At 71.1% G+C, this 13,656-nt stretch carries 13 protein-coding genes; 7 read left to right on the top strand and 6 right to left on the bottom strand.

What is annotated here, in order from left to right:
* Nucleotides 1-169 precede the first annotated feature (169 nt).
* The 3 genes from AB0B57_RS10900 to AB0B57_RS10890 are packed head-to-tail and all read left to right on the top strand — an operon-like array spanning nt 170 to nt 3,177.
* The gene (locus AB0B57_RS10900; protein ID WP_357067677.1) at nt 170-1,126 is read left to right on the top strand and encodes an ABC transporter permease; all 957 of its coding nucleotides are present in this window, start codon (nt 170-172) and stop codon (nt 1,124-1,126) included.
* Nucleotides 1,127-1,133: 7 nt separating this feature from the next.
* On the top strand, nt 1,134-2,165 hold the full coding sequence (locus tag AB0B57_RS10895) for an ABC transporter ATP-binding protein (RefSeq protein WP_357067675.1): 1,032 nt from the start codon (nt 1,134-1,136) through the stop codon (nt 2,163-2,165).
* The gene (locus AB0B57_RS10890; protein WP_357067673.1) at nt 2,146-3,177 is read left to right on the top strand and encodes a dipeptide ABC transporter ATP-binding protein; all 1,032 of its coding nucleotides are present in this window, start codon (nt 2,146-2,148) and stop codon (nt 3,175-3,177) included. The genes AB0B57_RS10895 and AB0B57_RS10890 overlap by 20 nt, the downstream gene beginning before the upstream one ends.
* A 184-nt stretch (nt 3,178-3,361) precedes the next feature.
* On the opposite strand, the gene purH is transcribed toward AB0B57_RS10890, so the two are convergent.
* Nucleotides 3,362-4,933 carry a bifunctional phosphoribosylaminoimidazolecarboxamide formyltransferase/IMP cyclohydrolase gene (gene purH, locus AB0B57_RS10885; RefSeq protein ID WP_357067671.1) on the bottom strand — a complete coding sequence of 524 codons (1,572 nt, stop codon included), beginning with the start codon at nt 4,931-4,933 and terminating at the stop codon, nt 3,362-3,364.
* Complete coding sequence (purN, locus tag AB0B57_RS10880; RefSeq protein WP_357067669.1) at nt 4,930-5,550, bottom strand: phosphoribosylglycinamide formyltransferase; 621 nt, start codon at nt 5,548-5,550, stop codon at nt 4,930-4,932. Before purN ends, purH begins: the two co-directional genes overlap by 4 nt.
* A gap of 288 nt (nt 5,551-5,838) precedes the next feature.
* Between purN and AB0B57_RS10875 the strand changes: the two genes are divergently transcribed.
* Nucleotides 5,839-6,384 carry a DUF4190 domain-containing protein gene (locus AB0B57_RS10875; protein WP_357067667.1) on the top strand — a complete coding sequence of 182 codons (546 nt, stop codon included), beginning with the start codon at nt 5,839-5,841 and terminating at the stop codon, nt 6,382-6,384.
* Between the two features lie 148 nt (nt 6,385-6,532).
* On the opposite strand, the gene AB0B57_RS10870 is transcribed toward AB0B57_RS10875, so the two are convergent.
* The gene (locus tag AB0B57_RS10870; RefSeq protein WP_357067665.1) at nt 6,533-7,855 is read right to left on the bottom strand and encodes a DUF6350 family protein; all 1,323 of its coding nucleotides are present in this window, start codon (nt 7,853-7,855) and stop codon (nt 6,533-6,535) included.
* 198 nt (nt 7,856-8,053) lie between these two features.
* Here AB0B57_RS10870 and AB0B57_RS10865 point away from each other — a divergent pair, with 198 nt between their 5' ends.
* A complete protein-coding gene (locus AB0B57_RS10865) occupies nt 8,054-8,320 on the top strand; it encodes a DUF4190 domain-containing protein (protein ID WP_357067663.1) in 267 nt (88 codons plus the stop codon).
* 73 nt (nt 8,321-8,393) lie between these two features.
* On the opposite strand, the gene sucD is transcribed toward AB0B57_RS10865, so the two are convergent.
* The 3 genes from sucD to AB0B57_RS10850 all read right to left on the bottom strand — a co-directional run bounded on the left by sucD (nt 8,394) and on the right by AB0B57_RS10850 (nt 11,366).
* The gene (gene sucD, locus AB0B57_RS10860) at nt 8,394-9,281 is read right to left on the bottom strand and encodes a succinate--CoA ligase subunit alpha (RefSeq protein ID WP_357067661.1); all 888 of its coding nucleotides are present in this window, start codon (nt 9,279-9,281) and stop codon (nt 8,394-8,396) included.
* A 2-nt stretch (nt 9,282-9,283) separates the two neighbouring features.
* Nucleotides 9,284-10,462, bottom strand: a complete 1,179-nt coding sequence (gene sucC / locus AB0B57_RS10855; protein WP_357067659.1) for an ADP-forming succinate--CoA ligase subunit beta — start codon at nt 10,460-10,462, stop codon at nt 9,284-9,286.
* 499 nt (nt 10,463-10,961) lie between these two features.
* On the bottom strand, nt 10,962-11,366 hold the full coding sequence (locus tag AB0B57_RS10850; RefSeq protein ID WP_088987674.1) for a cobalamin B12-binding domain-containing protein: 405 nt from the start codon (nt 11,364-11,366) through the stop codon (nt 10,962-10,964).
* A gap of 514 nt (nt 11,367-11,880) precedes the next feature.
* Here AB0B57_RS10850 and AB0B57_RS10845 point away from each other — a divergent pair.
* Together AB0B57_RS10845 and AB0B57_RS10840 are read left to right on the top strand one after the other, a co-directional pair.
* The gene (locus tag AB0B57_RS10845) at nt 11,881-12,588 is read left to right on the top strand and encodes a M23 family metallopeptidase (RefSeq protein ID WP_357067657.1); all 708 of its coding nucleotides are present in this window, start codon (nt 11,881-11,883) and stop codon (nt 12,586-12,588) included.
* Between the two features lie 263 nt (nt 12,589-12,851).
* Nucleotides 12,852-13,622: a M23 family metallopeptidase gene (locus AB0B57_RS10840; protein ID WP_357067655.1), complete on the top strand. Its 771-nt coding sequence runs from the start codon at nt 12,852-12,854 to the stop codon at nt 13,620-13,622.
* Nucleotides 13,623-13,656: the final 34 nt, after the last annotated feature.

The following is a 13,656-nucleotide window of genomic DNA, read 5'->3' as shown; positions in this document are numbered from 1 at the left end:
GGTGCAGGCATGAGTGAGCGCAGCGAACGAATCATCAGCGCAGCGTGCTTGGGCTCTCATGCCGGCGCCGAGCGCAGCGAGGTGCAGGCATGAGTGAGCGCAGCGAACGAATCATCAGCGCAGCGTGCTTGGGCTCTCATGCCGGCGCCGAGCGCAGCGAGGTGCAGGCATGAGTGACTTCGAGACGGTGGCGGCCAGTGAGAACCAGGCCGCGCGGCGTGGGCCCTCGGGCGAGCCGGGCACACCCAACCAGGTCGGCGCCGCGAACAAGCCCCGCAGCCTGGCCGGAGACGCCTGGCGCGACCTGCGCCGCAACCCGATCTTCTGGATCTCGCTGGCGCTCGTCGTCGTCTTCGCCCTGATGGCGCTGCTCCCCGGGGTCTTCACCGCCAACAACCCGAACGACTGCCTGCTCTCCCGGCAGCACGCCGGGCCGTCCGGCGGGGCCATCTTCGGGTACGACTTCCAGGGCTGCGACACGTACTCCCGGGCGGTCTACGGCACCCGGGCCTCGCTGCTGGTCGGCGCGCTCGCCGCGCTCGGCACCGGGATCATCGCGCTGGTGATCGGCATGCTGGCCGGTTACTTCGGCCGCTGGGTCGACGCGGTGCTCTCCCGGGTGATCGACGTGGTGCTCGGCATCCCGCTGCTGCTGGCCGCGATTGTGCTGCTCAAGCGGGTCTCCAGCGACAGCCAGTGGGCACGGATCGGTGCTGTCGTCTTCGTGCTGGCCCTGCTCGGCTGGACCACCGCCGCCCGGGTGGTCCGCTCGTCGGTGATCACCGCCAAGGAACAGGACTACGTCTCGGCGGCCCGGATGCTCGGCGCGGGCAACGGTCGGATCATGTGGCGGCACATCCTGCCGAACTCGCTGGCCCCGGTCATCGTCGTGCTGACCATCGCGCTCGGCTCGTTCATCGCGGCCGAGGCGACGCTGTCGTTCCTGGGCATCGGCCTGAAGGCGCCGACCATCTCCTGGGGCCAGGACATCGACACCGGCCGCATCCACATGCGGGAGGCGGCCGCGCCGCTGATCGTCCCGTCCGCATTCCTCGCGCTGACCGTGCTGGCGTTCATCATGCTCGGCGACGCGATCCGTGACGCCTTCGACCCGAAGCTGCGGTGAGACACTCATGACCGTCCAACCCACACCCGCCTCCACCACGCCCGAGGGCGGCCACCTGCTGGAGTTGCGGGACCTGCACGTCGAGTTCCGCACCAACGAGGGCGTGGCCCGGGTGATCAACGGCGTGTCGTACCACCTGGACGCCGGCGAGACGCTTGCCGTGCTCGGCGAATCGGGCTCCGGCAAGTCGGTCACCGCCCAGGCGATCATGGGCATCCTGGACACCCCACCCGCGCTCGTCCGCTCCGGCCAGATCCTCTACCAGGGTCAGGACCTGCTCACCCGCTCCGAGGAGCAGCGTCGACAGGTACGCGGCAAGGAGATCGCGATGATCTTCCAGGACGCGCTGTCCGCCCTGAACCCGGTGTTTCCGGTCGGCTGGCAGATCGGCGAGACGCTGCGCCAGCGCGCCGGCATGTCCCGGGCCGACGCCCGGCGGCGCGCCATCGAGCTGATGGATCTGGTCAAGATCCCAGGAGCCGCCAAGCGGATCGGCGACTACCCGCACCAGTTCTCCGGCGGCATGCGCCAGCGCGTCATGATCGCGATGGCCCTGGCGCTGGACCCGAAGGTGCTGATCGCCGACGAGCCCACCACGGCGCTCGACGTGACAGTCCAGGCCCAGATCATGGACCTGCTGGCCGACCTGCGCCGGGAACGCGACATGGCGATGATCCTGATCACCCACGACCTGGGCGTGGTCGCCGGTGTCGCGGACCGGATCGCGGTCATGTACGCCGGCCGGATCGTCGAGCACGCCGACGTCCGCTCGCTCTACAAGGCGCCCGCCCACCCGTACACCAAGGGTTTGTTGGAGTCGATCCCGCGCCTGGACGTCCGCGGCGAGGAACTGTCGACGATCAAGGGGTTGCCGCCGAACCTGATGCGCATCCCGTCCGGCTGCCCGTTCCACCCGCGGTGCCCGTACGTCCAGCAGGTCTGCGTGGACGTCGTACCCCACGACCTGGTCCTCGGCGACGGCCGGACCAGCGCTTGCCACTTCGCGCAGGAGGTCCGTGATGACAGCGTCGCCCGCTAGTCCCGCCAAGGTCCGCGGCGAGACGATCCTCTCCGTCGACAACCTGGTGAAGCACTTCCCGATCACCCAGGGCGTCCTGTTCCAGCGGCAGATGGGCGCGGTCAAGGCCGTCGACGGGGTGAGCTTCGAGCTGCGTCGGGGCGAGACGCTGGGCGTGGTCGGCGAGTCCGGCTGCGGCAAGTCCACCCTCGCCCGGCTGCTGATGCGGCTGGAGACGCCCACCTCCGGCCGGGCCACCCTGGAAGGTCGGGATCTGTTCAAGGCCTCCGGGGGCGAGCTGCGTCGGGTACGCCGCAACATGCAGATGGTGATGCAGGACCCGTACACCTCGCTGAACCCGCGGATGACCGTCGGCGACATCATCGGCGAGCCGTTCGAGATCCACCCGGATGCCGCCCCGAAGGGCAGCAAGGCCAAGCGGGTCCAGGAGCTGCTCGACCTGGTGGGGCTCAACCCGGAGCACATCAACAGGTACCCGCACCAGTTCTCCGGCGGTCAGCGGCAGCGCATCGGCATCGCCCGCGCGCTCGCCCTGCGGCCCGAGATCATCGTCTGCGACGAGCCGGTGTCGGCCCTGGACGTCTCCATCCAGGCCCAGGTAATCAACCTGCTCAAGCAGCTCCAGGACGAGCTGGGACTGTCGTACATCTTCATCGCCCACGACCTGTCCGTGGTGCGGCACATCGCCGACCGGGTCGCGGTGATGTACCTCGGTCGGATCGTCGAGATCGGCACCGAGGACGAGATCTACGAGCGAGCCACCCACCCGTACACCCAGGCTCTGCTCTCCGCGGTGCCGGTGCCGGACCCGGAGGCCCGCGACCAGCGCAACATGATCCGGCTGGTCGGTGACGTGCCCAGCCCGGCCGACCCGCCGAGCGGCTGCCACTTCCGCACCCGCTGCTGGAAGGCCCAGGACATCTGCGCCGTCGAAGACCCGGCGACCGTTCCCCGGGCGGCCGACCCCCACCCGTCGGCCTGCCACTTCGCCGAACTCCGCCCAACCCCCTAACCCTCCCCCCACCCCACCCCCCACCCCCGCCCCCACCCCCGCCCTTCAGCGCGTTGATCATGGAGTTATTGCCCGGCCGACCGGCGTGTCGGCGCTATAACCTCATGATCAACGGGGCGAGGGGGTGGGACCGGTGGGGGTGCGACCGGTGGGGGTGGGACCGGTGGGGTGGGGGGTGGGGGGGTTAGTGGTAGAAGTGGCGGGTGTTGGTTAGGTACATTGTTACGTTTGCCTTTTTTGCCGCTTCGATTACTTCCTCGTCGCGGATGGAGCCTCCGGGCTGCACGATGGCGCGGACGCCGGCGTCGATGAGGATCTGCGGGCCGTCGGCGAACGGGAAGAACGCGTCCGACGCCGCGACCGAGCCCCTCGCCCGGTCGGCACCGGCGCGGGTGACGGCGAGCTGCGCCGAGTCGACCCGGTTGACCTGACCCATGCCGACGCCGACGGTGGCGCCGTCCTTGGCGAGCAGGATCGCGTTGCTCTTCACCGCGCGGACCGCCCGCCAGGCGAACGCGAGGTCCCGCAGCAGCTCCTCGTCGGCGGCCTCGCCGGTCGCCAACTGCCAGTTGGCCGGGTCGTCGCCGGGGGCGTGCACCCGGTCGGCGACCTGGGTGAGCACGCCACCGGTAATCTGCCGCCACTCGACCGGCGCCGGGGTCCAGGCCGGCGCCCGCAGCAGCCGGATGTTCTTCTTGCCCTGCAACACCTCGACCGCGCCCTCGTCGAAGCCGGGGGCGACCACCACCTCGGTGAAGATGTCGGCGACCTGCCGGGCCAGCTCGACCGAGACCGACCGGTTGACCGCGATCACCCCGCCGAACGCCGACACCGGGTCGCAGGCGTGCGCCAGGCGGTGCGCCTCGGCCACGTCCGCGCCCACCGCGATGCCGCACGGGTTGGCGTGCTTGATGATCGCCACCGCCGGCTGGTCGGCGAAGTCGTTCGCGGCCCGCCAGGCGGCGTCCGCGTCAACGTAGTTGTTGTACGACATCTCCTTGCCGTGCAACTGCTCGGCCTGGGCCAGACCCGCCGGGGCGTCCGGGTCGGTGTAGAGCGCGGCCGGCTGGTGCGGATTTTCTCCGTAGCGCAGCACCGTCGACTTACGCAGTGCCGACCCGGCGAACGTCGGCCAGGAGTCGTCGGCCGGGGCCAGCTCCCGGGCACACCACTGGGCCACCGCCACGTCGTACTCGGCGATGTCCGCGAACGCGCGGGCGGCCAGCGCGCGGCGCTGCGCCAGGGTGAAGCCACCCTCGCCGAGCGCGCCGAGCAGCGCCGGGTAACCGGCCGGGTCGGTGAGCACGGCGACCGAGGCGTGGTTCTTGGCGGCGGCCCGCACCATCGCCGGGCCACCGATGTCGATCTGCTCCACGCACTCCTCGACGCCGGCGCCGGACGCGACTGTCGCCTGGAACGGGTAGAGGTTGGAGACCAGCAGGTCGAACGCCGCCACGCCCAGCTCGTCGAGCTGTGCGACGTGCGTGTCCTTGCGCAGGTCGGCGAGGAGACCGGCGTGCACCTTCGGGTGCAGGGTCTTCACCCGGCCGTCGAGCACCTCGGGGAAACCGGTCACCGTCTCCACCGGCGTCACCGGGACACCGGCTGCGGCGATGGTGCCCGCCGTGCTGCCGGTGGAGACGATCTCCACGCCGGCCGCGTGCAGGGCCTGGGCCAGCTCGACCAACCCGGTCTTGTCGTAGACGCTGACCAGCGCCCGCCTGATCGGGCGGCGCCCGTCCTGAGTGGGACTCACGGAACCGTGACCTTCCTTCCGGTAATGGTCCAGCCTTCGCGGACCAGGCGACCGACCTGCTCGACGAGCTGACGCCGCTCGGCTTCCTTGATGCGCTCGGTGAGCGTGTCCACGTCGTCGTCGTCGAGCACCGGCACCGCGACCTGCGCCACGATCGGCCCGGTGTCCATGCCGGCGTCGACGAAGAAGAGGGTGGCCCCGGTGAGCTTCACGCCGTAGGCGAGAGCGTCGCGGGGGCCGTGGATGCCGGGGAACGCCGGCAGCAGCGTGTTGTGCGTGTTCAGGTAGCGGTCGCCGAAGGCCGCGAGGAAGTGCGGGCCCACCAGCTTGAGGAAACCGGCGGAGATGACCAGGTCGGGTTGGTGCTTCGCGACGTGCGCGGTGAGCGCCACGTCCCAGTCTTCCCGGGTGTCGTGGTCGCGGACCCGCTCGACGAACGTCGGCACGCCGGCCGCGGCGGCCCGGTCCAGGCCCGCGATGCCGTCGCGGTCCGCGCCGACCGCGACGACCTGTGCGCCGTACGCGGGGTCGACGGCGGCATCCAGCAACGACTGGAGGTTGCTTCCGGAGCCGGAGACGAGGACGACGATGCGGGCGACAGGCGCGGGCTCGGTCACCGGGTCACCCTATCGGGCAGGTCAGGATGCCCTTCCGCTGGGCGGTGCGCCGATCGTCGACGGTGCTGACGAGCATCGACCCGGTACGCTGCCGCTCGCTCGGGCCGAACGTCGTCACGACCCACGCCCGTCACTGCCTCGACACGCGGAACTGGCCAAGAAGGGCCCTTTCCCGCGCTTTGGGGGAGATGTCCTCCGGCTGCGGCACTGGGCTTTGGGAGGACTGACCGCGATCATGGATGGAAACAACAGCAGTAACTGACGGAACCAGTCCAAGGAGCTTTTCGAATGCAGCCCGGTAACCCCGGTCAGGACCCGTACGGCCAGCAGCCCAACCAGGACCCGACCGCCCCTCCGCCGCCACCCGCCCCGTACGGCCAGCAGCCCACCTCCGGCCAGCCGTACGGCCAGCAGGATCCGTACGCGGCACCGCAGGCCCCATACGGCCAGCAGCCCACCTCGGGTCAGCCGTACGGCCAGCCGCCGGCGTACCAGGACCCGTACGGCCAGCCGCTGCAGTACGGCACCGGCCCGACGTACCCGAACGCCGGGTACCCGCAGGCGCAGGGGCAGAACAACACCCTCGGCCTGGTGTCGATGATCCTCGGTATCGCGTCGATCCCGCTGCTGTGCTGCTTCTACCTGGGCATCCCGGTCGGCATCGCGGCCGTGGTCACCGGTTACCTCGCCAAGCAGAAGGTCGCCCAGGGCCAGGCCAGCAACGCCGGGCAGGCCAAGGCCGGCCTGATCTGCGGTGCGGTCGGCGTCGTGCTCGGCATCCTGCTGATCATCCTGCTCGTGGTGGCACAGGTCACCCTGCCCACCCAGCCCTGACCGGGCCGTTGTCGACGGGGCGCTCCGGATTCGTCCGGAGCGCCCCGCGCTCGTTCAGCACGAAGGCATGCGCCGGGGGCGCCCCGCGCTCGTTCAGCACCAAGTCCGGCGCGAGGGCATGCGCCGGGGGCGCCCCGCGCTCGTTCGTTCAGCGCGCGGGCACGCGCGGAGGCATCGCGGCCTGCTGGGCGGGGGCGCGGGTGAGCGCTCGGGTGGCCGCGGCACCGAGCAGCGCGCCGACCGCGATGACACCCGCCGCCACCGCCCCGACCTGCCAGCCCACCGGCCCGACCTGGGCCAGCCGACCGGCACCGAGCGGCCCGCCGGAAACCGCGGCGGCCACGCCGATCAGCACCCCGGCCACCGGCCCGGCCAGCGCCGCGGGCGCCAACACCTCGGCCCACCGATGCGGGGCCCGCTCCGGCCCGGCGAGTCGAGCCAGCCGGCGGGCGAGCAGCCAGCCGGCGACCATCCCGGCCAGCACCGGCACCGCGAGCAGAAGAGCACCGAAACCGTCCACCGGGCCTCGCGGCAGGCCGGCGAGCAAGGGCACGGCCGGCAACGCGCCGACCGACACCTCGCTGGTGCGGACCGCGGTGTCGGTGCCCACCGCGAAACCCGGCCCGAGCAGGTAGCTGGCCGACCAGACCGCCGCGTTCGGCGCGTACGCCACGCTGACCAGGGTGATCCCGGCCTGGCCGGCGACCCCGGTCCGGTACGCGCCGATCATGTCGGCCGCGTCGCCGCCGCCGGTGGCCACCGCCAGGCCGGCCGCGCCGGCACCCGCGCCGAGCAGCAGCAGCCCGGCCACCAGCCCGGTGCGAACGCCGTCGCGCACCGGGCCCGGCAGCCAGCCGACGACAACCTGGGTCACGGCGGTGATGCGGGTGGCGCCGACCAGCGCGGCGAGTGTGCCGACCACAGCGAACGTCACCCCCGCCCGGAGCACTGACACGTCCGGTCCGTCGGCGCCGATCAGCACCGCCGCGAGCGCGCCGAGCAGCGCGTAGGCGATGCCGACCGCGCCCGCGGCGAGCAGCGCCCGACGCGGTGAGCGGGTGTCGCGGGCACCGATCGCACGGCTGACGTGCACTCCGGCCCGGGTCAGCCGCCAGAGCGCGAGCACGGTCAGCGCCAGCGGGGCGAGCCCGAGCGGACCGGACTCGGTGTGCAGCCCCACGCCGTGCCCGAGCAGCCAGCCGCCCAGTGCGGTGCGCAGCGTGTTGGTCAGGGTGCTGGAATCCGTGCCGAGGTGCACCAGGCCGAGGACGATGGCGACCGGCAGGTAGGAGGTGAGGGCAGCCCAACCGGCCGCCACCCCGGCGGCGACGGGCAACGGCGCTCGCCCGCGTGGCGACCCGGCCGGGCGGGGCGCGGGCACCCGTCGGGCCGGTGCGGCACGATCGACCGGCCGGTCGTCGGCGCGCACACCGCCGGGACGGCTGGGACGGTCAGGGGTGACGGGGGACATCCGCTCTACTCTGGCACGTCGCGCGGGCCGTGGCAGTCCGATAACCCACCCGAAGGGCGACGAGTTGACCGAACCCGGGCCCCCGGCCACCCGGTCCGGTCTAGCCTCGGCCGAAGGGGGCGCCAGTCGCCGCCGCCCGGGTCGGGTCCGCCGGTCGCGGTCCGCCGGCCCGCCGCCGACGAACGCCCGGAGGACGCTGTGACGACGCCATACCCGCCACCACCGCCACCACCGGCCCGGGGACGGGACCGGACCACGCTCTGGGGCGTGCTGGGCATCGTGTTGGGGCTGATCTGCTGCGGCATCCTGGGCATCATCTTCGGCTACCTGTCCATCCGCGACGCCCGGCGCAACGGGCAGTCACCGGTGCTGGGCTACCTCGCCATCGTGTTCGGCGTGATCAACATCATCGGCGGGGCGATCCTGCGCGCCACCGGCAACTACCCGTTCTGGAACAACGACTGACCAGTTCACCACCGCGTACGCCGAAGGGGGCCGACCGGCTGCGGTCGACCCCCTTCGGCGTTGCCTGGCCGGCTCAGCTGCCGGACATGATCTCCCGCATCAGGTTCGCGGTCTCGGTTGGCGTCTTGCCGACCTTGACGCCGACCGCCTCCAGCGCCGCCTGCTTCCCCTCGGCGGTGCCGGCCGAGCCGGAGATGATCGCACCGGCGTGACCCATGGTCTTGCCGGGCGGAGCGGTGAAGCCGGCGATGTAGCCGACCACCGGCTTGGTGACGTTGGCCTTGATGAACTCGGCGGCGCGCTCCTCGGCGTCACCACCGATCTCACCGATCATCACGATGGCGTCGGTCTCCGGGTCGGCCTCGAACGCCGCCAGCGCGTCGATGTGGGTGGTCCCGATGATCGGGTCACCACCGATGCCGACGCAGGTGGAGAAGCCGATGTCGCGCAGCTCGTACATCATCTGGTAGGTCAGCGTGCCGCTCTTGCTGACCAGGCCGATGCGGCCGGAGCCGGTGATGTCGGCCGGGATGATGCCGGCGTTGGACGCGCCGGGCGAGGCGATGCCGGGGCAGTTCGGCCCGATGATCCGGGTCTGCTCACCCTTCGCCACGTTGTACGCCCAGAACGACGCGGTGTCGTGCACCGGGACGCCCTCGGTGATCACCACGGCCAGCGGGATCGTGGCGTCGATCGCCTCGACCACGGCGGCCTTGGTGAACTGCGGCGGCACGAAGATGACCGTGACGTCGGCACCGGTCTCGGCCATCGCATCCGCGACGGACGCGAAGACCGGCAGCTCGGTGCCGTCGAAGTCGACCTTCTGGCCCGCCTTGCGCGGGTTGACGCCACCCACCACGTTGGTGCCGGCGGCCAGCATCCGCCGGGTGTGCTTGGAACCCTCGGAACCGGTCATCCCCTGAACGATGACCTTCGAGTCCTTGGTCAGCCAGATAGCCATGATCAGACCCCCGCAGCTGCCAGCTCGGCGGCCCGCTCGGCCGCACCGTCCATGGTGTCCACCCGCTGCACGAGCGGGTTGTTCGCGCCGTCCAGGATCGCCCGGCCGGCCTCGGCGTTGTTGCCGTCGAGACGGACGACGAGCGGCTTGGTGACCTGCTCGCCACGCTGCTCCAGCAGCGCCAACGCCTGGATGATGCCGTTGGCGACCTCGTCGCAGGCGGTGATGCCGCCGAAGACGTTGACGAAGACACTCTTCACGGCCGGGTCGGAGAGCACGATCTCCAGCCCGTTCGCCATCACCGCGGCGCTCGCGCCGCCGCCGATGTCGAGGAAGTTGGCCGGCTTGACGTTGCCGTGCCGCTCACCGGCGTACGCGACCACGTCGAGGGTCGACATGACCAGACCCGCGCCGTTGCCGATGATGCCGACCTCGCCGTCGAGCTTGACGTAGTTGAGGTCCTTGGCCTTCGCGGCCTGCTCCAGCGGGTCCACCGCGGCCTGGTCGACAAGCGCCTCGTGGTCCGGGTGCCGGAACGCGGCGTTCTCGTCCAGGCTGATCTTGGCGTCGAGCAGCAGCATCCGGCCGTCGCCGTTCTTGGCGAGCGGGTTGACCTCGACCAGGGTGGCGTCCTCGGCGACAAACGCCTGCCACAGGCCCACGGCGATCTCGACCACCTGGTCGGCGACCTCGGCCGGGAACCCGGCGGCGGTCACGATCTCGCGGGCCTTGGCCTCGTCCACGCCGTGCACGGCGTCGATCGGGGCCTTCACCACCTTGTCGGGGGTGTCGGCGGCGACCTGCTCGATGTCCATGCCGCCGGCAACGCTGGCGATGCAGAGGAAGGTGCGGTTCGCCCGGTCGAGCAGGTACGAGAAGTAGTACTCCTCGGCCACGTCCGCGGTCACCGTGATCATGACCTTGTGGACGGTGTGGCCCTTGATGTCCATGCCGAGGATGTCGGTGGCGCGGGCCACCGTCTCCTCGGCGCCCTCGGCCAGCTTGACGCCGCCGGCCTTACCGCGGCCGCCGACCTTCACCTGTGCCTTGACGACCACGCGACCGCCGAGGCGTTCGGCGATCGCTCGGGCCTCTTCCGGGGTAGTGGCGACGCCGCCGGCCAACACGGGCAAGCCGTGCCGCTCGAACAGGTCCCGCCCCTGGTACTCGTACAGGTCCACGATTGCGCGTCCCGTCCCGTCCCGTCTCCGCGGCGCGCCGTCGCGCCGCCACCAGCGTTCAAAAAACAGTTTGACGCCTGTCATCAGTTGAAACAGGCCATTGGCCGCAGCCTAGCGAGGTCGGCACCGCCGGCAACCGAGCGGGTGCGCGGTGTGCGGTAATGCACAACCGGACATCGGTAGCGGCCGGATTCCGGCCGGGACGCCGGCCGCATCCACCGTCCGGGCGATGTTGCCCTGGTTGCGTAACCCGGCCGTGGGGGCCTCGTTGAGTCAGATGTCGGAGCGCTGAGCAGCGCAAAGACGGGATACGGCCGATGCCCTGTCGGTCGAGGGGTGGCGGCGGGGCATCGTGCATAGAGGGGCCGGACGTGTGAGGGGTGCGTCCGGCCCCTCCCCCGTGCCCAAATCCGGTCGCCGAGCAGACCGCCCCGACGAGGCTGTCGCCGAGCAGGCCGCCCCGACGAGGCTGTCGCCGGGCAGGCCGCCCCGACGAGGCTCAGGAAACCGGCTGCGCGACGTTCTCGCGGACCCACTCGACGATCGCCTGAGTGGTGGCGCCCGGCGTGAAGATCTTGGCGACGCCCAGCTTCTCCAACTCGGGAATGTCGCCGTTCGGGATGATGCCGCCACCGAACACGACGATGTCGCGGGCGTCCCGCTCACCGAGCAGCTCCAGCACCCGCCGGAAGAGCGTCATGTGCGCACCGGAGAGCACGGACAGGCCGACCGCGTCGGCATCCTCCTGGATGGCGGTCTCCACGATCTGCTCGGGAGTCTGGTGCAGGCCGGTGTAGACGACCTCCATCCCCGCGTCGCGCAGGGCACGCGCGACGACCTTCGCGCCCCGGTCGTGGCCGTCCAGGCCGGGCTTGGCGACGACGACCCGAATACGAGAGCTCATCAGCGCACACCTTTCACCGGCTCCACGGCCTTCACCTGAACGAACGGTAACCCGGCGGACCCGGCCCGGGAAATCCGGGCCGGAAACCGGCTCCGCGACCAGTCAACCGCGCGGTGCGACCACCGCGCAGCCCGAAGAGACCCGCCGAGGCCATCCGGCACCGCCGGGGCGTGGTGATCCGGCACCGCCCGGCGTGGTGATCCGGCGTTGTCCGGCGCGTTGCGGCACGACCCGCAGTCAAGTCGGACGACTCCGCCGGACCGGTCACGCTCGGCGACGAACGGGCAGCAACATGGGCACCGTTCGGCGTCACGATGCATGACAATCACGGACGCAAACGGACAGATCGACACGCCAATTTCTCGCTCTAGCTTGTGACTCGTCTGGTGGTTGGCTAACGTGTCCACGGTTGTCATCAGGTCCATGGACGGGTGACGACGCGGTCAGCGGACGTTCACTGGAGCTTCACGAACGCCCACCGGCCGCTTCGGAACCCCGACAACGGAGGGTGTGCGTGCGCCAGCGCCTGTCGTCTGAGCCCGATCGATATCGCGGTCGTCGCCGTGTGCCCACCCCACCGCGCAGCCGTTACGCCGCTGTCGTCACCACCGCCTTCGTCGGGGCCGGCATCGTCGCGCTCGGCGCGAGCGCCCTGCCGGACGCCAAGGACGTCAGCCCGACGGTGCTCGACGAGCTCAAGCAGGCGTCGGTCACCAGCCAGGACGCCGCGGCCCGTGCGGACAACGCCGACCGCGCCTCGCGGGACAGCCGTAGCAAGGACAGCGCCGAGCCCGAGGTGTGGCTGCTGCCGCTGCAGGGCTACGACTTCAACTCCCCCTACGGGATGCGTTGGGGCAAGATGCACACCGGCGTGGACCTGGTCGCCGGCGAGGGCACGCCCTACGTCGCGATCCACGACGGTCTGGTCACCAAGGCCGGCTGGTTCGGTGGGTACGGCAACGCCGTGATCGTGCAGCACGCCGACGGCAGCGAGGCCATCTACGGCCACTCCTCCGCGGTCAGTGTCAAGGAAGGCCAGCAGATCAAGGCCGGCGACCAGCTCGGCCTCGTCGGCCAGACCGGTCACGCCTACGGCACCCACCTGCACCTTGAGATCCATGTCAAGGGCAAGCCGATCGACCCGGTGCCGTTCCTGCAGGACCGCGGAGTGGACATCAAGCTGCAAGTCGAGGCAATCTACAGCGAGGTAGCCGGCTCCTGACGCTGCGTACCGACCGTTGACCGCCCGGATCTGTCGATCCGGGCGGTTTTTCGTGGGGCGATGTCTTCCAGGTCACAGTGGAGATTGTGAGCGGCGACACCGTACCGCATGATCACGTTTCCGGTCGTAGTGCCACAGAGTGGGTCATATTCGGGCAGGCAAGCCGCCGTCCAGCGCCGGGCCACCAGGTCCCCATCCCGCCCCCGGCCCGGCTCGACACCAGTATTTCGAGGTCAAGTGCCCCTCGACTGTGAAGGTCCGCCGTGCAGGAAGACAGCCCCGTCCAGAACGAGAACACCCCCGACACCGCCCAGACCGAGCAGCCGCGGCGCTCCGGCCGACGCAACCGCCTCATCGTGGCCGGTGCGGCCGCTCTGGTAGCCCTCGGCCTCGGTGGCGTCGTCGTCGCCACCACCGGCAGCGACCGCCCGGCACCCGCCGCCGTCTCCCTCGACGCGCAGGCCCGCAACGAGGCCGCCAGCCGGGCCGACCGCTCCGTTCGCGAGTCGAGCACGCCGATCACCCCCTCGGTCAGCCCCACCCCGGGCCCGGCCGCGACAAGCGCCAGCCCGGCACCCACGAAGACGGCCGCCGCGAAGGCCAAGCCGAAGCCGAAGAAGACCACCAAGCCCACCCCCGCCTGGGTCAACCCGATGCCGGGCGCCGCCGTCACCTCCTGCTACGGGCAGCGCTGGGGGGCCCTGCACGCCGGCATCGACCTGGCGCTGCCCTCCGGCACGCCGATCCGCGCCGCGGCCGCCGGCACCGTGACCCAGGCCGGTGACGCCGCCGACGGGTACGGCAACTCCGTCTTCATCGACCACGGCAACGGGTACCTGACCCACTACGCCCACCAGAGCCGCATCGCGGTGACCGTCGGCCAGCAGGTCAAGGCCGGCCAGGTCATCGGGTACGAGGGCGCGACCGGCGATGCCACCGGCCCGCACCTGCACTTCGAGGTGCACCAGGGCATGTGGAACCAGATCGACCCGGCCCCGTTCATGCGGGCGCACGGCGTGGACCTGGGCTGCTGAGCCAGCGCGACATCCGGACAGGGGTGGTCTCCGT

Source organism: Micromonospora sp. NPDC049101, from assembly GCF_040648675.1.
Classification (GTDB): domain Bacteria; phylum Actinomycetota; class Actinomycetes; order Mycobacteriales; family Micromonosporaceae; genus Micromonospora.
This window is presented reverse-complemented; position numbering and strand designations above follow the sequence as displayed.

Excerpts from the sequence above, each read along its gene's own strand:
- AB0B57_RS10900 (WP_357067677.1), top strand. The coding sequence starts at position 170 with ATGAGTGACTTCGAGACGGTGGCGGCCAGTGAGAACCAGGCCGCGCGG.
- AB0B57_RS10895 (WP_357067675.1), top strand. The coding sequence starts at position 1,134 with ATGACCGTCCAACCCACACCCGCCTCCACCACGCCCGAGGGCGGCCAC.
- AB0B57_RS10890 (WP_357067673.1), top strand. The coding sequence starts at position 2,146 with ATGACAGCGTCGCCCGCTAGTCCCGCCAAGGTCCGCGGCGAGACGATC.
- AB0B57_RS10875 (WP_357067667.1), top strand. The coding sequence starts at position 5,839 with ATGCAGCCCGGTAACCCCGGTCAGGACCCGTACGGCCAGCAGCCCAAC.
- AB0B57_RS10870 (WP_357067665.1), bottom strand. The coding sequence starts at position 7,855 with ATGTCCCCCGTCACCCCTGACCGTCCCAGCCGTCCCGGCGGTGTGCGC.
- sucD (WP_357067661.1), bottom strand. The coding sequence starts at position 9,281 with ATGGCTATCTGGCTGACCAAGGACTCGAAGGTCATCGTTCAGGGGATG.
- AB0B57_RS10850 (WP_088987674.1), bottom strand. The coding sequence starts at position 11,366 with ATGAGCTCTCGTATTCGGGTCGTCGTCGCCAAGCCCGGCCTGGACGGC.